Here is a 23,653-nt window from a genome sequence, read left to right on the forward strand (position 1 = left end):
CTGACTATTTGAGATAAGGTTAGCGCTGGGTAGGAAAAAGAGACAGGTAATTGAGATATTCATTTTTGAATATCTTAAGAAGTAAGTTGTCTATGTAATCACACAATATTGATAAGGTTAAAGCATCTACTCTCATTCAGCCGATGCCATAAAGTGACATCACTGCGTAAAAATCAGAGGCGTGTTGAGGGTTTGTCGCACCACTTTATGTAGGTGTCTGTGCAAAGGATGGTTGCGGTTGGTTTGAAGGAAACCGCCAGAGACAACAAACTGGCTAAACTCACGATTAACGGGTGGCATTGCGTAAGAGGCGAGTTCTGGCATCAACAATGCCGAGCTTTGACTGGCATACATAATCGCGTCGGTTTCTTGCAACATTTGGCAAGCCAAACGCAAATTATAGGACTTCAGTAACACTACTGGCTCATACCCCATGCGTCGATACTCGGACTCCACGGTACAAAGCGGTTTATATGACGCGGGCGCAGGCAAAGAGACAAGTGGTAGTTTGGACACCGTGTCCCAATCATTGCTGACTTTCGACAACGTTGGGTGGTTTTTGCGCGCCAAAATCACTCGTTTTTCAACGAATAACGGGCGCATGTAAATGTCTTTCGACAGCTCGGTCTCTTGGTCAAGAATGCAGTAATCGTGCTCGCCTTCTAACATTTCATCGTGCGAGTAAGTATTCCAGCTGGAAAAGGCAAAGTGCGCTTTGGGAAAGGCTCGATGACAACCAGTGAGCAGTCGCTGCCCTTGTTCATCCATCAAATAAGGGTCAGTTACAATCGCGATCTGCCCTTGGTATTGCAGCGGGTCGAACACTTCAAATTCTTGCACCACTTTTTCCAGTGGTGCAACCATATTGTCGAACTCGGCGGCGAGACGAATCGCCATGGGTGATGGCTCTACCCCATGTGCTTTACGCACAAAAAGCGGGTCATCAAACACTTGCTTCAACTTCATCACGCCGCGGCTGGCGCTCGGTTGAGAAATGCCAAGCTGCATTGCGGCCAGCTTGATGCTGCGGTTTTCCACCACGGCTTTTAATAAACGCATTAAGTTGAGATCCAATGCATCCAGCTGATGTGCCATACCCTAACCTACCAATACCATTGATGAGCGAATACAAAGAGCAGTTAACAATTAGTTAAACACTCTCTCCCGACGTGATCTGATACCCCATATCGAAGACTTTTTCTTCTTGCGTTTCGCCTTTCAGGCGCGCAATTAATAGCTCTGCGCTCTTTACACCAATTTGGAAACGCGGCGTATCAACGCTGGTCAGTTTCGGGCTGATGGTTTGACCGATATCCAGCGCGTTATAGCCCGCCACTGCCAATTGCTGTGGAACTTGAATGCCACGTTGCTGCGCACTCAGCATGGTGCCAATTGCGATGTCATCGTTGGTACAGAACACCCCATCGAGCGTTGGGTGCATTTCCAGTGCGCGTTCGAGCAAATCATGCGCTAAAGAAAAACTAGAATGATCACCAGTTAATACATGTTTGGGTTCTAGCCCTGCTTCTGTCATCGCGCGATCGTAACCTTGCATCCGCAATTTGGTTCGCGTATCCAGACGCGCGCCAAAATAGACGATTGTACGCTTCCCCGTATCTAGCATCTGCTTAACCACGGTGTACGACGCATCTTCATGATCGAGTCCAACCGCCATATCAATCGGCTCCGATGGCAGTTCCATGGTTTCGACCACCGGAATGCCAGCATTTTTGATCATCTGTAATGTACGCGGCGTGTGATGGCTTTCAGTTAGAATAAGCCCATCGACTTGATAAGAGAGTAATGACGCGATCTTGCGCTCTTCTTCAAGCTCATCGTAGCTAAAATGCGCTAAAAGCGTCTCATAGCCATTGGCTTTGGTCACCATCTCTATGCCCTGAACAAAGGAAGCAAAAATTTGGTTGGACAAAGACGGCAGTAAAATACCAATGGCTTTACTGGAGGACTTTGACAACATCGCCGGTGCACGGTTTTCGATGTAACCCATCTCTTCAATCGCAGTCGCAATCTTGGCCCGAGTCTTTTCTGCCACCGATTCAGGGTTACGCATATAGCGTGAAACGGTCATCTTCGTGACGCCAACCTGGTCTGCGACATCCTGCAATGTCGTACGAGTTTTCTTATTCTGTTGAGCCATAAATATGTGATTTATCAGTAATGTTACAAGTAACATTATGACGAATAGACTCTCTGCCGACAAGCTCAGTGAAAATAATTCGCAAAATCATGACGTTATTACTCCATTAGCCATCAAATTGCGTTTCATGGATTGTGAATCAAAACCGAATAAATAAATGACATTTATATCAAAGTTCTTATAAAATGCCGTACCTAAAAGAATAAGACATTAGTCACAGTGCAGTTAGGCTCTAGCGAAACCCAGATTTAATACCACCTGCTTGATCTGGACGACTCCCAAAAGCAGCAATACCTCCAAGCATTGCAACGAAGTCAACCTGAGCTGTATCGACAACTCGTTCCTCTTTTAGCCAACGAGACACCGGAAGAACAACTAACGCAGTTACTTTATTTTGGTGCTCATCAGGCTACGAACCAAGACGTCGATCTAAGCGGAGAAATCATCAGTAAGTACCGCCTAACTCATGAGTTGGGGCGTGGTGGCATGGGTGTCGTATACGCAGCTCTACGTGCAGATGAAACGTTCGAGCAAGATCTGGCTATCAAGTTTATTCAAAGCAATTTGAGCAATGTGTTAGGGCAACGCGCACTCTTCGATGAAGCTCAACTTCTCGCGCGTCTAAACCATCCTTACATCGCGAAAGTGTTTGACGGCGGTCTCCATCAAGATTCGGTTTACATCGTGATGGAGCGGGTGTTTGGTCAAACTTTGGATGAGTATCTATCTGAAAATAAGCTAGAAAAAACGGAGAAGCTGCTGTTGTTTAAGCAGATCTGCCAGGCGATGGAGCACGCCCACCAGCACCAGGTTTTGCATGCCGATCTAAAACCAGAAAATATACTGATTGATCGTAGCAAGCGTCCCAAGCTGCTTGACTTCAACTTGACTCAAAAAGCGCACTCCAACCGAGAAGATTCACCCTCAGCGCTGATTGCGTTTAGCCAAAATTTTGCCAGCCCAGAGCAGCAAGCAGGACAGGTTCTAACAGAGCAAAGCGACGTGTACTCCTTAGGCAAAATTCTCGCTTTGATGTTTCCATCACCAACAATTTGGTCTGATGTTTACTGGGTGATAAGACGCGCAACGCGTCCTGCCACTCAAATGCGATATACCGATGCTAGAGCATTGCGCATTGATATCGAACGAATTATCGAACGCCGCCCAATCGAGCAGAAAAAAAACTGGCCATTGTATAGCGCCTTTCGCTTGGTACAGCGACGTCCCCTTGCTTCGGTATTGTCAGGCATCATTGTGCTCTCTGGTGTGTTATTTGGCAGCGCCATGATGCAAAAGAATATCCAGCTGCAACAAGAGAAGAAGATTGCAGAAGATATGATGTACGAAATGACTCGCCTCATCTTCCACGCGAAGGGGCAAAATGTCGAACATCTCTCAGTGAACTCCATGATGGAGTTAACACGAAGGCGGATACTCTCTAACCCAGATATCCCCAAACATATAAAACAAAAAATGTTGTTGGCGATGATGACACCGGTGCCAGAGAAGCACCTAACTACACCAATGAGTTGTCAGCCAAATTGTGCGTCTAAGGACAGCACCAACCAATAAGGCTTAAAACAAGATGTATACACGTTCAGTGGTATTTTGGCTGTCTGCATTGACGGCTACGTCCACGTTGGCAGCAGACGTTTCAGTTGCCACTTCACACCCACCAGCTTCAACCTTGAAGCAAGGCTACTTTATCGACGCCCCAGTGACTGGCCTGTATTACAAAACCAGTTCCAATATCACTGGCGTCACTCAGCAAGGTGCATTTCATTACCAACCCGGTGATGTAATTAGCTTCTTCCTTGGTAACGATGATAAAGGTTATCTGCTGACGACCTTATCAAGCCAAGAAGTGCTGACGCCGACGATGGCGACAACCAAACCTAGCCGCAGCATCAATATGACGCGTCTGCTGCTTTCTCTCGACAGCACGCCTGAGAATCGTGAGGAAATTGTCCTAGCAAACCGTGTGCTTTCTGATCCTCACTTTCAAAGCCAGCTCAAAGGCCTTGATCTCAATTACCTGGATGACGCTAAACGCTACCTCAATCTCGATTGGGTATCTGTCAATGAGGCGATTGAGCACCTAAACGAAAGCCAGCAGTACATTGAAAAAAACTTTTCCTCTGATGAGATCATTTTTGAACCTCGCGACATGACGTTCAAAAACATCGTCATCAAAAAGAAGGATTGGCAAGGCCGCGCTTGTGCTTACGATCTACGCTATCAGCATCATCCCAAATATCGTCCTCCTATTGGTGAAACTCGATTCACCATCACCAAAGACTCATTGATTGAACACCCAAGCATTGGCGATCATTTTCAAGGCTGCTTCCTCTCGATGAAACGCCCCATCACGGAAGATGTCGTCGAACCGATAAGCAAGTTTGCGGATTGGTTTAATATCGTTGGTTGTTCAATCACAGGGTGCACCCGCAACGACTTGAATGGCTTCTCTCTCGAAGACTTCGATGATGAAGGCGACTGGAAGTACCGCTCCGTTGCCCTCAATTTTGATCCGAGCACCGAGTTATTGATGGAAAAAGTACAAGGTCTCGGGCGTAAAAAAAACATCCAACACAATAACCGTACAGAAATGCTCTGGTTTACGTATCCCAATACTAGCGAACACGACATTGACTACCTCGGTGTGTGGCAGCAAACCGAATACCACCAACAGTCCATGACACAATCATGCCTATTGATGCGCCATCAACAAGTCGTGCGACTGCCGAAAAATACGGACACCTGCCCAACCGATACAAGCCTGTACACCCAAGATGTTACCCGCGAATTTGCCGACATGTGGTGGGTCAACAATAGCGCCCCCAAAGCCGAACTCGCACAAATGAACGTCATGGTACGTTGGTCAACAACCCCATCCGAAATCAATTACACCACCTGGGAATACTTGCCAGCTGGCGCAACTTGGGAGCAAGGCATTTTATATCGCTATCAACAAAATGTTCTGCGCAACCAAGACGGTTCCGATCGCATTGAAACCTACACCATTTCTGAATTTGTCAAAGTGAGCGAGGATGTATAACCATGGCAACAGCAGTAGCACTGACACAAATCATTCAACAATGGCAATCTGGTGATAAACAAGCTGAGAGCGAGCTCTATCAGTTTGCTTATTTACAGTTGCGTAAGATCGCCCAACATGAGCGTGAACGAAATGCAGAAAAGTACGGCACCAACAACAAAGTACTGGCAGACAGCGTCAACAGCACCACGGCATTAATTCATGATGCTTACCTGAAAATGTCCAACTGCGACATGAGTGAAATTGAAACAAAGCGCGATTTCTTTTTGATGGCCGCCAAAGTGATGCGTCAAATCTTGATCGATAACGCACGCTCGCACCAAGCACAAAAGCGTCAACACATTACATTGATGAGAGATGAAGAAGATCGTTTCGAGCAATTGATTATCATGGATAAAGCTCTGGATAGTTTCAGTAGCCGCTATCCACGCCAATCGAGCGCACTCAAACTCAAGTATTTAATGGGCATGAAAAACCAAGAAATCAGTGAGCTACTCGAGTGCAGCGCAAGCCTGATAGAGAAAGACCTCAAATTCTCTCGCAGTTGGCTACAATCACGAATGGCGCACACGTAATCATGAACAAAAAGCTTTGGATAATCGGCGCAGTATGCGTCGGTTTGTTCGGTATTTACTTCATTTCAAACAAACACAATTTGGCATCTGTGAAAGACTCGTCAGACAACGCCGACAAGTCAACCCAGCAAGCACATCGTCAATATGAGCGCACATCTTTAGTTGAAGTAAAGCAAGCGTTGACAGGTTCTGCGTTGGATCGCACTCCTAAAAAAACGGGAGATGACGCATTTAACTCCGCCCTTTTAGGACAACCAGGCCCTGTTACGAATCCATTTCATACCACAGAAGACAACACGTTTTACGAGTCAGCATTGGGTGATAAGAACAGCCGACCACAAGAGGACCCATCAGAGAATAATAAACCCATCATCAACCTCACTGTGGAACAGCAGCTACAAACCATTATTTATGCTTGGGAGCTGAAACAAAACTCTCCGGTGAGTTATTCGCTCAACCTTAACCAGCTTTTTGAAGACCCAGATGGCGATCTCCTCACCACTCAGATTTGGCTTGAAAACGCCAATGGGTTAAGAGTCCTCAACCAAGGACAAATGATGGTGCAAGGAGCGCCTGAGGAAATAAAAACCACCACATATTTGGCGGTAGCAGCGCGCGATGATTATCACGGTAATAGCGATCATGCATGGGTCACAACGCGCTTTGAGTTACCCGTTATCACACCCGATCAAAATGACACAGAACACCCGTTAGTTGGCGATGTAGTTTATCGCCTAGAGACAACACAAAATCTTGCCGGTATCGCGTACGCGTATGAAGTGGTGTATTGCGAGGCCTTTCAGTTTGAGGGGGGCGAAGTAAGTTATGCCGCCTCACACAACAAACGCCAGTGTCCTGAAAAGGGAGACTTGAAAAAAGTGGGCAAGTACAAAATCAGTGATGACTCGTTGATCGTTTATGTCCAAGGTGTACGCCAAATTTGGACCATCAAAAAAGAATACCCATCTCAGGTTCATGAAGATACTCGGAACTACTTCACCACCGTGTTTGATGGTAAACAATTCGAAAGCTATACCATGCAAAAGAACAAGCAGTCCATGGAAAAGCGCATCAATGTCCACACTGGCGAGTACGAATATCAAGGAACGTCGTTTGACTACCTCTTTCCAATTTCAGGAGGAGGTTACATAAACGGGACTGCTAGCAACTACATATTTGATAGAAGTGTTCAGGGTAACGAACCAGTGCACAAACTGGACTCTGATCTCAATATGAAATCAAACCAACATGACCTCTTTTGTCATGATTATTTATTTTACTGGTACAGCTCTATCGTAGCTGGGCGAGGAGAGTTTGCCGATATTATCTCTAGCTCAATGGATTTTGACGGCGTAACTCCAATACATTGTGCTGAATGGCCAGATGATTACTGGCAACGAACATTTATGTTTTACAACCTTGAATACACAGATTACGACATATTCATTCCAGGCGAAGTCTACAGTTATGTGCTTAAACCTCACCCTCAATTTGCTGATCGCGTTGAGGAATTTAAGATCAACATGATTTATCACGCCCCTGTCCTTAGCGGCACCCAATAAACCTTTTTTACCGGTGGTTATTTTAACAAAACAATCATTCCCAAAATAAAACTGGAACCGTGATCAAATTATAAATTTTCCATCATAGACAAAAAATAGAAATAAATTTTACGGGTTTTGTGCGGATTTTCGTGTCTTGAACCTAAGCTCAATAGTCATTAAAAAGACACCACTCTCTTATATCTCACTAGTGAGATATAAAGAAAAAAATAATAAAAAAAGCGACTTTCTCATTCGGAAACGAAACAAGGACAAATAAATAATGAATAAGGTGAGTTTACTAGCAGCGTCAGTGGCTATCGCTCTTACAGGCTGTGGCGGTTCAGATGGTGGTTCAAACAGTGCTAACGACGGCGTTGTGATCACAGGTTTTGACGGCTACTTCAAGCATGCCGTTGTTTTTGAAGATACGAACAACAACGGCCAATGGGACACTCAAGAAACATTCCTTGGTCTGACCGATGAGAAAGGTCAACTGAAATTGGATGCAAAACCAGAAAGCACTCTAGCGCTACAGACCATCACACCAAACGGTTCAAAGCAGAAACAGCTCATCGCCTTGGATGCGAAAGAGTACGCTGGCAAATACACGGTAGATATGGATCATCCAGGCCAAGCTATGGCGCACGAAATCGTATTCCGTGCACCAACATCATCAAACGTGATTTCACCTATCACGGATCTTGTGGCGATTGAAATGGCAAAGGATCCAGCCATTAGTGAAGAAGACGCGAAAGCGAAAGTAAACCAAGCGCTAGGAGGCTCAGAAGAAGCACCAATTGATCTGTACAGTGATTTTGTTGAAAGTGCGACAAAAAACGCCGAACTACATAAAACCGCTCAGATTCTGACCGACTCGAAAGCACAAAACCCAACGAATTACGAGAAAAAAGCCACGGAGTTTGCTCAAGCGGCAAACCAAGAAGTGGAACGTCTTGTTGCATCTGGCGAAAACATCAATGACCCAAATCTACGTCCAATCATCACTGACGCGACCCCACACAGCGACACCTTAGCACCTGAAACGGCAGTTAATAACAAGCTAACCGTAAACAAAATCGTCGAAAAGGCAGCTAAAGATAAGCTAGAAAAACTACCAAAAATCGTACAAGGCGTGGACTTTGATGGCTTAGAGCTAGACATTGAAGGTCTATTTGCAGACAAAGACCAAAACCTTGTGACAACCAAACTGACGCACAACTTTGCAGGCACAGGCATTGAAGTTGTGCAAACTGGCAACCTGATTGTTCTACATCCAACTGCAATCGTAGAGAAAGCTGGTGATTTTGAGATTGTTCTAACGGCGCAAGACATTGATTCGTCAGGTAAGGTTTTGGGTACGGTAAGCACCGTATTTCAGTTCGAAATCGAATCGGCAAACTTACCACCAATGGTTGTAGAAACAGAACAAGCGCGTCTGCAGTCCATCGTTGATGGTTGGTACCTACAACAAGGTGAAGTGTTTGAACAAACACTCGATATTTCTGGTTTGTTCCAAGATAAAGACGGTCAAATTACCGACTACTCAGCGGACTATGTAGACATTGAAGGTCTAACAGTATCTGAGGATGGTAATGCAATTATCACCATTAAAGGCACACCAACAAAAGCAGGTGAAGCTGGAGCAGTACTTGCGATTAGCGCAACAGATGGCCATACCGCGGTACAAATTGCGCTCAGCATGCCAACGGTTATCGAAGGCGTCACGCCACCACCAGTAGTACCGACTTTGGGCTTCACTCACGAGCACTTCAACGGTCAAGAATGGAAAATGGGTAGCTTTGCACAGAAAGATGGTGAAATTGGCTACGCCATGTTGATGCAAGATTCTGAAGGCCTACTATTCTGCTGGGGTTCAAACCACGATGAGATGAATCAAGAGTACAAAGCGAACATCAGTGACTTCCTAAAAGACACATGGGAACACGATGCTTACGCCATTCTTGCCGATCTGGACCAACAAACTGGTTACACGGAATACAACAATAAAGACTGTAACGACGTTGAGCTGAAAGACGGTAAGCTATACAACAGCTACGGCGACGAGTATGAAATGTTGTACCAGCACAAAACCGAGCATAACGGCACTCAAATGATCGTTAAAATCTCAGATGATGAGCTGTTCTGGATGGACTCAAGCAATACCCCATTTGCAGAATCACTTTCGGTTGCAGAACACATCAAACACGGCACGTTAGAGCATGACTTGATGGTAGAAAGTAATGGCACAGGCGACGACACAGTCCTGAAATACTCGTCAGGTGCGTACGAATACGACACTGATACTTACAACTACACTTCGTTCATGCCAACAGGATTCCAAACTCCAGGTAATTGGGAAATCCAGAATGATGAAGACCGTGAACTGCTGATTCTAGAAGAAACAGGCTCAGAGTCAGATTACAAAACTCGTCATCGTTACATCAACCGCGATTTTGGTGACTTTTATATTGGTATTCGTTGGAGTAAAGAACAAAACGGTCATGAATCCGCACCGGAATATAGTCTGTACTCTAACAGCAAAGAAGCCATGACAAGCATCGCGAGTTCACTACCGATTTTGGAGCCTGGTGATGATGACTAAAGCAACCATCGTTAACCCTTGCTGTGATAGCGTGCATTTGCGCAGAAGACGCAGAACACTTTGGGAACGATTGGTCGGCATCAAAGAAGTGTATATCTGCTCTAACTGTCACAAAGAAACGCCACTCAAATAGCGATAATATTTGAGACCGCAAAAAAGCCCCGAACTCGGGGCTTTCTTCTATATTTTGACCACAATATCTGAGTCGTTATTTCACGCACACCACGTTCAATAATGAGGTCCCGGTGAGCTGATTGGGCTCACGATCGGCGAACAAACCTTTCTTATCTTTGCCCCAATACGGCAGTTGCAGTGGCCATTGATTTTTTTCCATCACCCCAGACGCCCTCAGCGCTTTAAACTCTGCAGGGTTGGCTAAGCTCATACCCAGTTGCTGACATACTTTGTGCGAGTTTTCGTAGTTGAGGCGGTTCCACGGCTTACCATGTTCCATGTAAAACTGATTATGGTGATCGAGTAAATATGGGACCACGTACGTTTTGCCCTGTACTGAAGTACTCAAGCGAACTTCAATGTCATCATTTCCGGTGACAATTGGCTTCGCTTTGGTCTTAGCAACAGGCTTAGACGAAGAGCTATCACGTGAACTTTTTGCCTTGGTATCTGGCTTCTCTGCCCGCGCTTTAAAGGCGTCGGTATCAGCTCGCACAGCAGGAACTGGCGCGGGTTTCGGGGTCACCGTCGGTGTTGGCTTAACCGAAGATGCGGCTGATTTCGACGATACAGTAGATTTAGGTGTAGGTGGTGTTACTGGTTGTTTCGTCCCTTTCCCAACCACTCGGATGAACGCCTCTTTGTAATTCGACAAGGTTTTGACTCCTCGTAAGTCATCCCTCGCATCAGACAATGCCTTGTAAGGTCCAATCAAACAGCGATAGCCTTTGGATTCAGGCTTCATCCATACGTCGGTCGTGATTTTACTATAGAGAGGCTTAGCTTTCGCGAGAGACATAGGCTTGGGTAGCAATCCGCATTGAATCCAGTAAAGGTAGTTGCCCCCCTGCGGCACTTTCTTTCCCCATACTCCGTTACCAATTGGGCACGTTTTCTCAAGCATCGGTAATTCTTTCTCGCTGGCTTGAGTCGCTTGGCAAAGGAACTCCTCCGCCTCAACTGGATTAGAAAACTGGGCGCATACCAGCAACAAACCCAAAGCCAGGCTTGCTTGGAAGACGTTAGATGGGCGTTGGGCCTTCTTCATTTCCATACACTTCACTCTAAATTAGTGGGTAAGGTCATCATGGCGGAAAAGCGCCAAAAAAATGTGAACAAAGAATAACTAGCAAAAAAAGAGCCGGAATTTGCATCCGGCTCTCAGTTTAGGAAGGAATTAAGCGAATTTACAACGCTTGATGGGAAAATTCTTATCCTTTGTACAGTTTCGGGTTGAATACATCACGTAGCCAGTCGCCCAACAGGTTGATAACCAAAACCAATGTTACGAGCACGATGCCAGGGAAAGCAGTAATCCACCATGCACCAGAGAAGATGTAGTTAAAGCCGATGCTGATTAGCGCACCCAGAGACGGCTGATCGACTGGCAGACCCAAACCTAGGAATGACAGCGCCGCTTCCGACATGATCGCGTTCGCTACCTGTACCGTCGAGATAACCAAGATTGGCGATAGACAGTTCGGCAGAATGTGACGGAACATGATTCGAGGCGCTTTAAAGCCCATCACACGCGCCGCTTCGACGTATTCTTTCTTCTTCTCTGCCAATACCGAGGCACGAATAGTACGTGCGTATTGCGGCCATTCTGCCACACCGATGATCACCACCAGCATGACCACCGCATATTGGCTGTAAAAATCACTGCCAAAGCTGGCTTTGAAGATAGCTGACACGATGATCGCGACCATCATGGTCGAGAACGACAACTGTACGTCTGCAAAACGCATCAAGAAGCTATCGATACGGCCGCCGAAATAACCCGCCGACAAACCAATGATGATACCCAGTACCAACTGAAGGCCAACCGCCAGGAAGCCGATGGTTAGAGACAGACGAGAGCCGTAAAGAATGGTCGATAAAATATCACGACCTTGCTCGTCAGTACCCAACACAAAGCGCTCATCGCCATCTTCCATCCACGAAGGTGGCAACTCAGAATCCATGATGTCGATAGACGTCAGATCGTACGGGTCTGTTGGCGCAAGAATCGGTGCAGCCAATGCCAATACTAAGAACATCATAAAGACGGTAAAACTCGCCATCGCCACTTTGTCGCGTTTGAAGTAATACAGAAAATCTGACTCTTTGAAGCGCTGCCACGTTGATGGAGCAGGAGCTGGTGTTAAATTTGATTGGCTCATGATTAAGCTCCTTTTCCAGTTAGGTTCACAGTTGGGTTGATGATGCCGTACAGCAAGTCAACGATGGTATTGGTTACCACGAAGATCAGACCAACAAAGATAACGTAGGCAGTGATCAGCGGTGTATCTACACGGTTGATTGCCTCTAGGAAAAGGAAGCCAGTGCCCGGCCATTGGAACACGGTTTCAGTAAGAATGGTGTAGGCCACCATGGTACCAATCTGCACGCCACCTACCGTCAATACTGGTAGCATGGTGTTCTTAAGTGCATGTTGGTAATAAATCTTTTGTAAGTTCAAACCTTTTGCTTTGGCGAACTTAATGTATTCCGAACTCAGAACTTCCAGCATTTCTGAACGTACCAAACGGATGAACAACGGCAGCATGATAGACGCTAGCGCAATACAAGGTAGGATGAGGTGCTTGATACCATCAATGGTAAAGAAGCCAGATTCCCAACCGAGTACGTTAGCGGTTTCACCTCGCCCATAGGAAGGCAACCAACCAAGTTCTATGGAGAAGACATACATCAGCATGATTGCGGTTAAGAACACCGGAATCGAGATGCCGACACTGCTCATCGCCATGACAAATTTGGTAAAAACACTCTTAGGATGAATCGCAGAGTACACCCCAAGCGGAATAGAGAAAACAATGATGATAAGCGTCGCGCCAAACACGAGCTCTAATGTAGCTACCAGCTTGTCGAGAATCACCTCAACCGCAGGTCGCTTGAAAAAATATGAGGTACCCAAATCACCTTGCAGTGCATTACCCACAAAGCGCGTGTACTTTGTGATAAAGGGATCGTTCAGGCCCAAGTCGTCGCGTAGCGCTTGACGCTCCGATTCCGAAACCGACTGACCTACAAGCTCACGCAGCGGATCACCCAGGTTGTCCTGAATGGCAAACGCCACCAAACTGATCACAAACATCACTATCAGTGCCTGAAACAGGCGCTTGACCAGAAACGAAAACATTCCTTGCCCCTTAACTATCCATAGATCTCTAAATTAGAGAGAAAATTCAGTCTAAATAACCAACTCAATCCGACTGAAACAAAACTGAGTCGAGTGCTTTAAGTTGAGGAGGGAAATCCATCCCTCCTCAAAGTCGACTAACCGTGATTATTCAACCACTAGGTCACCGAAGTAAGGCATTACCATTGGGTTAACGATATCTGCTGCTTTCACGTTAGACTTCGCGCCCCATGCTTCACTTTGCCAGTGTAGCGGTACGAACGCTGCGTCGTTGTATAGTGTCGCTTCTACGCCCTTCAGCATTTCTGCACGTTTCGCAGGATCCGTCTCTACGTTCGCAGCTTCAACCACTTTGTCCATTTCTGGGTTTGAGTAGTAACCACAGTTGTACTGACCACGACCGGTTTCTTCGTTACGAGTCATAGTTAGGAACTCGTTGAAGTTCGCTGAGTCTTCTGTATCTGAGTGCCAACCGATCATCAGCATGTCTGCCGCACACTTGTCAAACTCAGGCCAGTACTGCGCTTTTGGCATGGTCTTCAGATCAACCTTGATACCGATCTTAGACAACATTGCCGCCGCCGCTTGTGCTACTTTCGCATCGTTCACGTAACGGTTGTTTGGTGCGATCATCGTTAGCGTCAGGCCATTTTCGTAACCCGCTTCTTTCATCAGCTCTTTCGCTTTCTTCAGATCGTAGCGAGGAACCAGTTTGTCATCGTGACCCACGTAACCTGCCGGGCTTTGCTGACCAGCGGCCGTTGCGAAGCCTTTCATGATTTTCTTCACGATACCTTCGTTATTGATTGCGTGAACAATCGCTTGGCGAACGCGAACGTCTTTCAATGCTTCGTTGCTGTTTTGGTTTAGTTGGAACGTGATGATACGAGTACCAGGTAGCGTAACTAGGTCGATGCCGTCAGCATCTTCAACGCGTTTGTGGTCGTTTGGCGCTACAGGGTGAATCATGTCAACACCGCCAGAAAGCAGCGCTGCTACACGAGTCGCGTCTTCTTTGATTGGAACAAGTGTTAGCTTATCAACGTTACCTTTCGACTCTTTGTCCCAGTAATCTTTAAAGCGTTCAAATTCCACTTTTACGCCCTGCTCACGTGATGTCACGATGAACGGACCCGTGCCAGATACGTTAGTCGATGCAAATGAGTTACCGTGCTTCACTAGTTCAGACTTGTCTTTGCCGTCTGCGGTTTTACCCGTGTAGAACTTGCTGTCCATAGGGAAAATGTACGTTGCGGTTTGCAACACTAGTGGGTAAGGACCTTTAGTTACAAGATCGAACGTGTTGTCGTCAACTTTGACGATTTTTTCGTACGGGTCGAAGATGTTTTTAAAGTCAGGAGAGCTTTGTAAACGCTGGAACGTCCACACGACGTCGTCAGCCGTTAGAGTATTGCCAGAATGGAATTTCACACCTTCACGCAGTTTGAAACGAACAGTCGTATCGTTAATACGTTCCCAGCTTTCTGCTAGACGAGGCTCGAAATCCATTTTTTGAGTAAAGCGAACCAACGGATCAAATACCATGTGTGACATTTGCAGTGTGCCACCTGATAGCTGCTCATGTGGGTCAAGCGATACTGGGTCAGCTGCATAGCCAACTTTGATATCTGCTGCCATTGCGTTAAAGCTTAGGCCCGCAGCCATTAGCGCCACTGCTAATTTGCTTTTCATGGTTTTCATTTGCATAACTCCTTCATGCGGGGATACGGATCCCTTGTTGTTGTGTTTGCGTCTTTGTTATGACTAAAGGTTAGCCAAGCGAATTGCTTGGTTTATGCCGTTTCGATCTCTTCTCGCAAGCCAGTAAACTCCGGCATCAGAGAAATCAATTTTTTGCTGTATTCGTGTTGAGGTGCCGTGAATAACTGTTCTGTTGGTGCCACTTCTAAAAGTGTACCCATTTGCATCACACCTACTCGGTCACACATCTGACGAATAACAGGTAAATCGTGGCTGATAAACAACATAGTCAAGTTCAGCTCACTTTGCAGATCTTTCAGCAAGTTTAGAATTTGTGCCTGTACCGATACGTCCAGTGCTGAGGTCGGTTCATCACAAATCAAAAGTCGAGGACGAGTCGCCAACGCACGCGCAATAGAAATACGCTGACGCTGACCACCGGAGAATTCATGAGGGTACTTAAGCCCAGCCATTCGACCCAAACCAACATGATCCAATAGGTCATTTACGATTTGGCGAGTTTCCGACTCGTTTTTCGTCAATTTATGGAAACGGATTGGCTCAGCAATAATATCGAATACCTTCATACGAGGGTTCATTGAAGTATATGGGTTTTGGAACACCATCTGCATTTGACGACGCATCGGGCGGCGCTCTTTCTCAGAGGTTAAAGCGGTCAGGTCAATGCCCTCGAATTTCACCTGACCAGAGTTAGGTTGGTATAAACCAGCAATCACACGTGCAATGGTCGATTTACCTGAACCAGACTCGCCCACCAAACCAAAGGTTTCGCCTTCGTGCACTTCAAAGCTCACATTATTAGATGCTTGCACGTATTCTCGGCGGCTCTCGAACAAAGAGTCTTTGGTCACAAAGCGAAGATTGACGTTCTTCACGTCCAAAAGCGGGCCAGTGTACTCACGCTCATCTTGGCTTTGTCCTAACCAGTGGTTCTTGATATCGAGTGGCTCCATTTCCGCCGCTTCTTCGATATAGCTTACTAACGGGAAACGATCTAGCTTTCTGTCTGAACGTGGTACCGCTGAAATTAGACTGCGAGTATAAGAGTGATCAGGATCGCCCAATACTTTGGCTGTTGGTCCAAACTCCACCAAGTCACCACGATACATTACCGCCACGCGATCGGTGACGTTGGAGACGACACCCATATCGTGAGTAACCAACATACAGCCGACATTGTTCTTGATACACAGCTCGCGGATCAAGTTGAGGATTTGGTCTTGGATAGAAACGTCTAACGCCGTAGTTGGTTCGTCCGCAATGATGAGATCAGGCTCACCAGCCAAAGCAATGGCAATGACAACACGCTGACGCATACCACCAGAGAATTGGTGCGGGTACTGCTTTAAGCGGTTTTCTGGTTGAGGAATACCAACCTGCTGCATAAGAGAAAGCGCGCGCTGATACGCCTCTTCATCAGAGACCTTCATGTTGGCGTGGATCGTCTCTTTCAGCTGTTGCTCAACAGTAAAAAGTGGATTGAGCGAGGTCATCGGATCTTGGAAAATAAAACCTATTTTCGAGCCGCGAACCTTACGCATCGCTTCTGGTGATAGGCCAGAAATTTTTTCTCCATCCAAGAAAACATCGCCGCTAGCAACGCGACCTGGAGGGCTAAGCAAATCAATAACGGCGTTACCAACGGTGGATTTACCCGCACCTGATTCGCCAACAACACCCACGATTTCACCACGTTCAATATGAAAAGAAAGTGACTTCACGGCAGCGTGAACGCCGTGTCGGGATGGGTATTCAATACGAAGGTTTTTCACTTCTAATAGTGACATTTCAGACCTCTACTGCCTTGTCTGTGGTATCGAATCATGCCAAAAGCACCATTCATCACCTGAATGAATCCGTTCAAATTCAGAATAATACTCTGAAATCTTAATGCGGAAATAATTTGGCAAAAATCACACAAAAAAGCAACAATTAAAGTATATTCCGCCGAAAAAACATTAAATAAACGCACAATTAGCGAATAAAAATGCATTAACAAGTATTTAACCATTTTCATATCACACTATTTTTGTGCGTCATGCACCAATAAAACTAGAAAAATGCTCTAAAAGTAAACATGAGCTAAACAAGATCATTAACCATATTATTCATGTGCATTTATTAACATTTAACAAACAATATCATATGCAAAAAGTGTTTTTTCAACATAAAAAACTATTAATAAAATAGTCGGCAAATACAAAAAGCCAAACTTAGGAAGAGAAAGGATAGGTCAAAACGTGAACAAAACAGCAAAACCACACAAATCCTGCTCCAACGCAGAATATGCGCCACTTAAGCGGTTTATTGACTAAGCAAAGGAAAGTACCGCTATCCTCATTCGTACGTCATAAGAAAACTCGCCGGTTTTAACCCTTTACGACACAATTGAGAGTGGGATAATAGATGAACAGTGTCAAAGCCAAGCCGTAAATAAAAGGAGCCCCTGTGCTTAAAGCGATTTTTTTTGATATGGACGAGACTTTATGTGCAACGTCACAAGCCGATAAAGTTGCAGGACAAGCGTTTACAACTTGGATTCATAAGACCTATCCACAAGTTACCGAGCCAAAAGCGTTTTTGCAGCGCTACTTGCAGGGTGTATACAAAAAGCTGAATGCTGAGTTCCCTCACCTTGTGGCTCTGCTACCCGATGAAAATGCCTTCCGTTGTGGCCTGATCCAAAACATCTTGGCGGAGCAAGGCGTCAGCATCACTGCAAAAGAGGCTCAACAAGCTCAAGACTACTTTGACTCTGCACGTATGGGCGCGTTCACTTTCTTCCCTGGTGTAAAAGAAATGCTCAGCGACCTTCGTCAACATTACAAACTCGTCGTGATCACTAACGGCCCGATTTTTTCTCAACACCCTAAATTAAACGCGACACAAATGAGCAACTGGGTGGACCATATTATTGTGGGAGGAGAAGAGCCAGAAGAGAAACCTGCTACAAGTATTTTCCAAAAAGCGCTCGACTTGGTCGAAGTAAAACCAGAAGAGGCTCTACACGTGGGCGACTCTTTACCTGCTGACATTGCTGGCGCTAACAATATGGGCATTTTGAGTGTGTGGGTGAATGCGACAGGCGCAAGCAACTCAACGGATATAACGCCAAGTTTTGAAATCCAAGAAACGGTAGAACTGAAAGAAATCCTTAAAACACTCGCCCAATAAAAGCAGCGGATTAGAAAACTACAAAACCCCAGACACTGCTCTGGGGTTTATTTTGTCAGCTCGAAAAGCATTTGGATCATAGGTGGTCAAAAGCCCCTAGAGCTGTACACTTTTGGGGAAAATTGAAATGGAATGCCGATTCTTTTCAGGAGAGATGCAAAAAAGCCCCAGTCTTTCGACTGAGGCTTTAAATAGTGGTCGGTGAAGAGGGATTCGAACCCCCGACCCTCTGGTCCCAAACCAGATGCGCTACCAAGCTGCGCTATTCACCGAACTGTATTTGCTGATTTTCTCAAATCAGACAGGACACTTCAACTAAGAAGTCACCTTAATTAATGGGGTGGCTAACGAGATTCGAACTCGCGACCACCGGAATCACAATCCAGGGCTCTACCAACTGAGCTATAGCCACCATCAATTTTTGCTGTTTACCGCTCTATTAGAGCCATAAACTAAATAGTGGTCGGTGAAGAGGGATTCGAACCCCCGACCCTCTGGTCCCAAACCAGATGCGCTACCAAGCTGCGCTATTCACCGACGATGTTTTATCTTGATTGAATCAAGATTGGGAGCAATGCTACCGCATTCAATCTCAAAAAGAAAGAATGGGGTGGCTAACGAGACTTGAACTCGCGACAACCGGAATCACAATCCGGGGCTCTACCAACTGAGCTATAGCCACCACTGATTTTTACCGATGTATCCTCCGAGGCAATGGTACGCCCGAAAGGATTCGAACCTTCGACCTTTGGCTCCGGAGGCCAACGCTCTATCCAACTGAGCTACGGGCGCATGCCCTATCGGCGGAGTGGAATAATACGGATATCACACTATGCCGTCTAGTACTTTTTTTACTTTTTTTATCGTTTGGTCTCTTTTTCGACAGTTATCTTCCGTTAAAGTGGATTTTTGATGTGATTCACGCCCTGTCATGGATAACTTGTTGTTTATTGCAACAAGTTATCGGGATATAATCACCCATTATTTACATTGATTTAACAGCTGCAACCAAGTTGTCTAATCATTCTATGCCATTCAGTGGAATTTAATGATTTCTCTGCTCGGCATTAATACTCTAACTATATAAATAGGTAAGTCACTTACCTCGGGAATGTGAAGTGGGTTTAATGGATATGTCTCGACAAATGATTAGCGTTTTGTTCGCTGCCTTAACGTTTTCTACGGCAGCTTTAGCTTCTGACATCAGCCAAACTGAATACGATGCGATCGCAGAACGCATCCAACCTGTCGGTGATGTTTATCTAGCAGGTTCTGAGCCAGTGAAAGAAGAACCAACCGGTCCACGTGATGGCGCCACAGTTTATGGTACTTTTTGTATTGCTTGTCACGCATCTGGTGTAAACGGCGCACCTAAAACAGGTAATGCCGATGATTGGGCACCGCGTATTGCACAAGGCAAAGATACGTTAGTGAAGCACGCATTAGAAGGCTTCAATGCGATGCCAGCCAAAGGAACCTGTATGGACTGTTCTGACGATGAAATCATCGCAGCAATTGACCACATGATTGAAGGTCTATAAGTAAAGACATCAACGAAAAAGGCTTGCCAGTTGGCAAGCCTTTTTGTTTTTAGTCAGTGAGAACAAGGTTACTTTACTTCTTAAACATTGCTCGAATATTGGCAATGTGTGCTTGACCTTTCGCCATACGCTCTTCTGCTGATACTGGCTTTTTGTTTACTTCCCATTCAACGTCATCAAATGGCAACTCATCCAAAAAGCGGCTTTGAGTAGGTTTGATCAACTCGCCAAACTGCCGACGCTCTTTGCACATAGTGAAAGTCAGTTCACGTTGCGCTCGAGTAATACCAACGTACATCAGGCGACGCTCTTCTTCCACGTTATCTTCATCAATACTGGTTTGGTGCGGTAAAATACCTTCTTCGGACCCAATTAAGTATACATATGGGAACTCAAGGCCTTTTGATGCGTGCAAGGTCATCAGTTGTACTGCATCACTGTCTTCATCTTCTTCACCGCGCTCCATCATGTCACGCAAGGTCAAACGTTGAACGACTTCTTTTAACGTTTTCTCTTCTTGATCGTAGTTGTCACCCTCTAGGTCCGCCACTATCCATGAATAAAGGTCAGAAACGTTCTTCATTCGCATTTCAGCGGCTTTCGGACTTGTTGAAGTTTCGTATAGCCAATCTTCATAATGGATATCACGAACTAGCGAACGAACCGCTTCGACGGTATCACCACGCTCAGCTTGATCAGCAATCGCCACTAGCCATTGGGTGAAACGACGCAGGTTTTCTAGGCCACGTCCCGTTAGGTGCTGTTCGAGCCCCATTTCAAAGCTCGACTCAAACAGGCTCTTGCCTCGCATATTGGCATAACTGCCTAATTTCTCTAACGTTACTGGGCCAATTTCACGTCGCGGAGTGTTCACAATGCGCAAAAATGCATTGTCGTCATCCGGATTAACCAAAACACGCAAATACGCCATGATGTCTTTAATCTCTGCGCGTGCAAAAAACGAGGTGCCACCAGAAATTTTATACGGTACACGGTTTTGCATCAGAGACTTTTCAATCAAACGTGATTGGTGGTTACCACGATATAGAATCGCATAATCTTTATATTCGGTACGGTTTAGGAACTTATGCGCAATTAGTTCACCCGTTACGCGCTCTGCTTCGTGCTCTTCATTTTTAGCCAACAACACTTTGAGTTTTTCACCGTCAGGAATTTCAGAGAACAAAGACTTCTCATAGACGTGAGGGTTGTTAGCTATCAAAATGTTGGCCGCACGCAGGATTCGACTCGTTGAACGGTAGTTTTGCTCTAGCTTAATCAAACGCAAATTCGGATAATCTTCACCCAGCAACACGAGGTTCTGAGGTTTCGCACCACGCCATGAATAAATAGACTGATCGTCATCCCCTACAACAGTCAATCGCCCACGTTCTCCGACAATTAATTTGACCAGCTCATACTGACTCGTGTTGGTATCTTGATACTCGTCAACCAGTAGGTAACGGATACGATTCTGCCAACGCTGACGAACGTCTTCATGATTACGTAAGAGTAAAACGGGCATCAAAATTAGGTCATCAAAATCGAGCGCGTTATAGGCTTTCATTTGCTTTTGGTACATATCAAAACAGAACGCAAACAATTGTTGCTGTTCACCTTGCGCACGCGCTTTGGCTTGCTCTGGCGTCAACATGTCGTTTTTCCAGTTGGAAATACAACTCAGAAGCTGACGTAGCAGATCTTTATCACCATCAAGCTGCTTTTCGGTAAGTTCTTTGAGCAGCGCTAGCTGGTCTTGGTCATCAAACAGTGAGAAGCCCGCTTTCAACCCTAAATACTTGTACTCACGCTTGATGATGTTCAATCCTAAAGTGTGGAATGTTGATACCATCAAACCTTTAGACTCACCTTTCCCTAACGTTTGACCTACACGCTCCTTCATTTCACGTGCTGCTTTGTTGGTAAACGTCACCGCCGCAATGTTACGCGCTTTGTAACCACATTGCTGAACCAGATAAGCGATTTTATTGGTAATAACACGAGTTTTGCCCGAGCCAGCACCAGCTAGCACTAGGCATGGACCAGACACGTATTTCACGGCTTCATCTTGACTAGGGTTCAGCTTCATAGAAATTCTCTGCGGGTGATGAATGTGGCGCCTATGATAAAGGGGTGGCCTCGTGAAAGCTATGCTGATTTCTTGTAATTTTCACACCAATTAAGTGCAATATTCTGTTGCATAAATGGCGGGTATTTAAGCTATAATGAATGAACGTTCATTCACTAAAGGGTGACATTATGAAGGATAACCCTGCTGTAGATAAACGAGAACAAATCTTAGTCGCTGCTGAACAACTCATTGCTGAATCTGGCTTTCAAGGGCTTTCCATGCAAAAGCTCGCCAATGAGGCAGGTGTCGCAGCAGGGACGATTTACCGTTATTTCTCAGATAAAGAACATCTTTTAGAGGAACTACGCCTTAACGTTGCTAAGCGTGTTGCTACTGCGGTGCAACTAGGTGTTAGTGAAGAGATGCCTTTAAAACAGCGTTATCGAACCATGTGGCTCAATATTTGGAATCTAGCGAGCTCGAACTTAAGTGCGATCAGCAACCGAGTCCAATATGAATCTTTACCCTGTTCAAATAGTAGCAAAGCTCGGGAACTTGAGAGACAAATGTTTGCCCAAGTAGATCTTCTTTTTAATCAGGGTAAAGACGAGGGAGTATTCAAGCTTCTCGATAACGAAGTACTTTCTGGATTAAGTTTTGAGGCAAGTGTTGCACTTGCTCGGAAACACGCTTTGGGATTTTATCAACTGGATAAGACGGCATTAGAGGCCGCTATTGAAGCCAGTTGGGATGCAATTATTAAACACTAACTTGGAGTTCTTAATAGAATGAAAAAGTGGATTTTGATGCTATCAATTGTTTTATTACTTTTTGGTAGCGTTGTTACATACAGACTAATTGATATCAAAGACAAAATGGAGCAGTTTGCCAATCGCCCTGAACCAGCATTCCCAGTAACCGTAACTGAAGTGCAAGCGGTGGATTGGGTACCAGTCATCGAGGCAATTGGTTTTATCGAGCCAAATCAAGGCGTGACGGTAGCGAACGAAACGAGCGGTGTTATCGATAAAATCGCATTTGATTCCGGTACTCAAGTCAAAGCAGGTCAGCCACTAGTACTGCTTGACTCTGACGTTGAGAAAGCGAATTTAAAGAGCTCGCAAGCCAAGTTGCCAGCAGCAGAAGCGAAATACAAACGCTACCAAGGGCTATTTAAAAAAGGCTCTATTTCTAAAGAAGCGTATGACGAAGCAGAAGCGAACTACTTCTCCTTAAAAGCGGACATTGAAAGCTTGAAAGCGACCATCGACCGACGCGAAATCAAAGCGCCATTTGATGGTGTAGTAGGTATTCGTAACGTGTACCTAGGTCAGTACCTACAAGCGGGTACCGATATTGTTCGCCTGGAAGACACCAGCGTGATGCGTTTACGCTTTACCGTGCCGCAAACCGATATTTCACGTATCAATATCGACCAAGAAGTGGATATCTTCGTGGATGCCTACCCAGAACAGCCTTTCAAAGGTTCAATTTCTGCGATTGAGCCTGCGGTTAACGTACAAAGTGGTTTGATTCAAGTTCAAGCGGATATCCCTAACAGTGACGGCAAACTGCGTAGTGGTATGTTCGCGCGTGCAAACATCATTCTGCCTAAGTTAGAAAATCAGGTCACTCTACCTCAAACCGCGATCACATTTACGCTATATGGCGACAATGTTTACATCGTAACAGAAGAAGATGGCGAAAAACGCGTTAAGCAGCATGTGGTAAAAGTTGGCGAACGCTCTAAAAATATCGCACACATTCTAGAAGGCGTGAAGCCAGGTGATGTGGTAGTGACATCGGGTCAAGTCCGTTTGAGTAACCATGCGAAAGTAAGCATTGTCGAAAGCGATGCAACTACCCCACCTGCTGAAACACCAATGCTTTAA

General features: G+C 45.6%; 18 protein-coding genes and 5 tRNA genes. 10 read left to right on the plus strand and 13 right to left on the minus strand.

The annotated features are described in order from the left end of the window. Window positions 1–159: 159 nt before the first annotated feature. A complete protein-coding gene (locus R7Z77_RS15210; protein WP_005379132.1) occupies window positions 160–1,095 on the minus strand; it encodes a LysR family transcriptional regulator in 936 nt (311 codons plus the stop codon). 55 nt (window positions 1,096–1,150) lie between these two features. Further along, window positions 1,151–2,158 (minus strand): substrate-binding domain-containing protein, encoded by a 1,008-nt coding sequence (locus R7Z77_RS15215; protein ID WP_005379123.1) that lies wholly within the window; start codon window positions 2,156–2,158, stop codon window positions 1,151–1,153. A gap of 258 nt (window positions 2,159–2,416) precedes the next feature. Between R7Z77_RS15215 and R7Z77_RS15220 the strand changes: the two genes are divergently transcribed. From R7Z77_RS15220 to R7Z77_RS15245, 6 genes are all read left to right on the plus strand, one after another. After that, the gene (locus R7Z77_RS15220) at window positions 2,417–3,730 is read left to right on the plus strand and encodes a serine/threonine-protein kinase (RefSeq protein ID WP_212734033.1); all 1,314 of its coding nucleotides are present in this window, start codon (window positions 2,417–2,419) and stop codon (window positions 3,728–3,730) included. 13 nt (window positions 3,731–3,743) lie between these two features. Continuing rightward, window positions 3,744–5,216, plus strand: coding sequence for a chromosome partitioning protein ParA (locus tag R7Z77_RS15225; RefSeq protein WP_318136732.1), 1,473 nt, complete (start codon window positions 3,744–3,746; stop codon window positions 5,214–5,216). Window positions 5,217–5,218: 2 nt separating this feature from the next. Next, window positions 5,219–5,791: a sigma-70 family RNA polymerase sigma factor gene (locus R7Z77_RS15230; RefSeq protein WP_025768270.1), complete on the plus strand. Its 573-nt coding sequence runs from the start codon at window positions 5,219–5,221 to the stop codon at window positions 5,789–5,791. Window positions 5,792–5,793: 2 nt separating this feature from the next. Continuing rightward, window positions 5,794–7,353, plus strand: a complete 1,560-nt coding sequence (locus tag R7Z77_RS15235) for a hypothetical protein (protein WP_213967733.1) — start codon at window positions 5,794–5,796, stop codon at window positions 7,351–7,353. 262 nt (window positions 7,354–7,615) lie between these two features. Continuing rightward, on the plus strand, window positions 7,616–9,937 hold the full coding sequence (locus R7Z77_RS15240) for an acid phosphatase (protein WP_318136733.1): 2,322 nt from the start codon (window positions 7,616–7,618) through the stop codon (window positions 9,935–9,937). Next, window positions 9,927–10,070: a hypothetical protein gene (locus tag R7Z77_RS15245; protein WP_012841245.1), complete on the plus strand. Its 144-nt coding sequence runs from the start codon at window positions 9,927–9,929 to the stop codon at window positions 10,068–10,070. The genes R7Z77_RS15240 and R7Z77_RS15245 overlap by 11 nt, the downstream gene beginning before the upstream one ends. Window positions 10,071–10,145: 75 nt before the next feature. Here the strand turns inward: R7Z77_RS15245 and R7Z77_RS15250 are convergent, their stop codons facing one another. The 5 genes from R7Z77_RS15250 to R7Z77_RS15270 all read right to left on the minus strand — a co-directional run bounded on the left by R7Z77_RS15250 (window position 10,146) and on the right by R7Z77_RS15270 (window position 16,762). Next, entirely contained in the window at window positions 10,146–11,165 is a 1,020-nt protein-coding gene (locus R7Z77_RS15250) for an SPOR domain-containing protein (protein WP_064376904.1), read from the minus strand. Window positions 11,166–11,322: 157 nt separating this feature from the next. After that, window positions 11,323–12,273 carry an ABC transporter permease gene (locus R7Z77_RS15255; RefSeq protein WP_171343022.1) on the minus strand — a complete coding sequence of 317 codons (951 nt, stop codon included), beginning with the start codon at window positions 12,271–12,273 and terminating at the stop codon, window positions 11,323–11,325. 2 nt (window positions 12,274–12,275) lie between these two features. Further along, on the minus strand, window positions 12,276–13,253 hold the full coding sequence (locus tag R7Z77_RS15260; RefSeq protein ID WP_005379110.1) for an ABC transporter permease: 978 nt from the start codon (window positions 13,251–13,253) through the stop codon (window positions 12,276–12,278). A gap of 147 nt (window positions 13,254–13,400) precedes the next feature. Continuing rightward, window positions 13,401–14,954 carry an ABC transporter substrate-binding protein gene (locus tag R7Z77_RS15265; protein WP_005379109.1) on the minus strand — a complete coding sequence of 518 codons (1,554 nt, stop codon included), beginning with the start codon at window positions 14,952–14,954 and terminating at the stop codon, window positions 13,401–13,403. A 92-nt stretch (window positions 14,955–15,046) separates the two neighbouring features. Further along, on the minus strand, window positions 15,047–16,762 hold the full coding sequence (locus R7Z77_RS15270) for a dipeptide ABC transporter ATP-binding protein (RefSeq protein ID WP_005379108.1): 1,716 nt from the start codon (window positions 16,760–16,762) through the stop codon (window positions 15,047–15,049). 661 nt (window positions 16,763–17,423) lie between these two features. On the opposite strand from R7Z77_RS15270, the gene R7Z77_RS15275 reads away from it, so the two are divergent. After that, complete coding sequence (locus R7Z77_RS15275) at window positions 17,424–18,149, plus strand: HAD family hydrolase (RefSeq protein ID WP_005379107.1); 726 nt, start codon at window positions 17,424–17,426, stop codon at window positions 18,147–18,149. A gap of 195 nt (window positions 18,150–18,344) precedes the next feature. Here R7Z77_RS15275 and R7Z77_RS15280 read toward each other — a convergent pair. The 5 genes from R7Z77_RS15280 to R7Z77_RS15300 all read right to left on the minus strand — a co-directional run bounded on the left by R7Z77_RS15280 (window position 18,345) and on the right by R7Z77_RS15300 (window position 18,941). Further along, window positions 18,345–18,421, minus strand: a tRNA-Pro gene (locus R7Z77_RS15280). Window positions 18,422–18,485: 64 nt separating this feature from the next. Beyond that, window positions 18,486–18,561, minus strand: a tRNA-His gene (locus R7Z77_RS15285). Between the two features lie 48 nt (window positions 18,562–18,609). Further along, window positions 18,610–18,686 (minus strand) — tRNA-Pro (locus tag R7Z77_RS15290). A 69-nt stretch (window positions 18,687–18,755) separates the two neighbouring features. Then, window positions 18,756–18,831, minus strand: a tRNA-His gene (locus R7Z77_RS15295). A gap of 33 nt (window positions 18,832–18,864) precedes the next feature. Further along, window positions 18,865–18,941: transfer RNA gene (locus R7Z77_RS15300), tRNA-Arg, on the minus strand. A 335-nt stretch (window positions 18,942–19,276) separates the two neighbouring features. Between R7Z77_RS15300 and R7Z77_RS15305 the strand changes: the two genes are divergently transcribed. After that, complete coding sequence (locus R7Z77_RS15305) at window positions 19,277–19,690, plus strand: c-type cytochrome (protein ID WP_005384252.1); 414 nt, start codon at window positions 19,277–19,279, stop codon at window positions 19,688–19,690. A 73-nt stretch (window positions 19,691–19,763) separates the two neighbouring features. Here R7Z77_RS15305 and rep read toward each other — a convergent pair whose 3' ends face one another. Next, entirely contained in the window at window positions 19,764–21,779 is a 2,016-nt protein-coding gene (rep, locus tag R7Z77_RS15310; protein WP_064353500.1) for a DNA helicase Rep, read from the minus strand. A 170-nt stretch (window positions 21,780–21,949) separates the two neighbouring features. Here rep and R7Z77_RS15315 point away from each other — a divergent pair, with 170 nt between their 5' ends. Both R7Z77_RS15315 and R7Z77_RS15320 read left to right on the plus strand, forming a co-directional pair. Beyond that, window positions 21,950–22,531, plus strand: coding sequence for a TetR/AcrR family transcriptional regulator (locus R7Z77_RS15315; protein ID WP_005384254.1), 582 nt, complete (start codon window positions 21,950–21,952; stop codon window positions 22,529–22,531). Window positions 22,532–22,549: 18 nt separating this feature from the next. Continuing rightward, on the plus strand, window positions 22,550–23,653 hold the full coding sequence (locus tag R7Z77_RS15320; protein WP_064353499.1) for an efflux RND transporter periplasmic adaptor subunit: 1,104 nt from the start codon (window positions 22,550–22,552) through the stop codon (window positions 23,651–23,653).

This window comes from Vibrio sp. 1401, assembly GCF_033340295.1.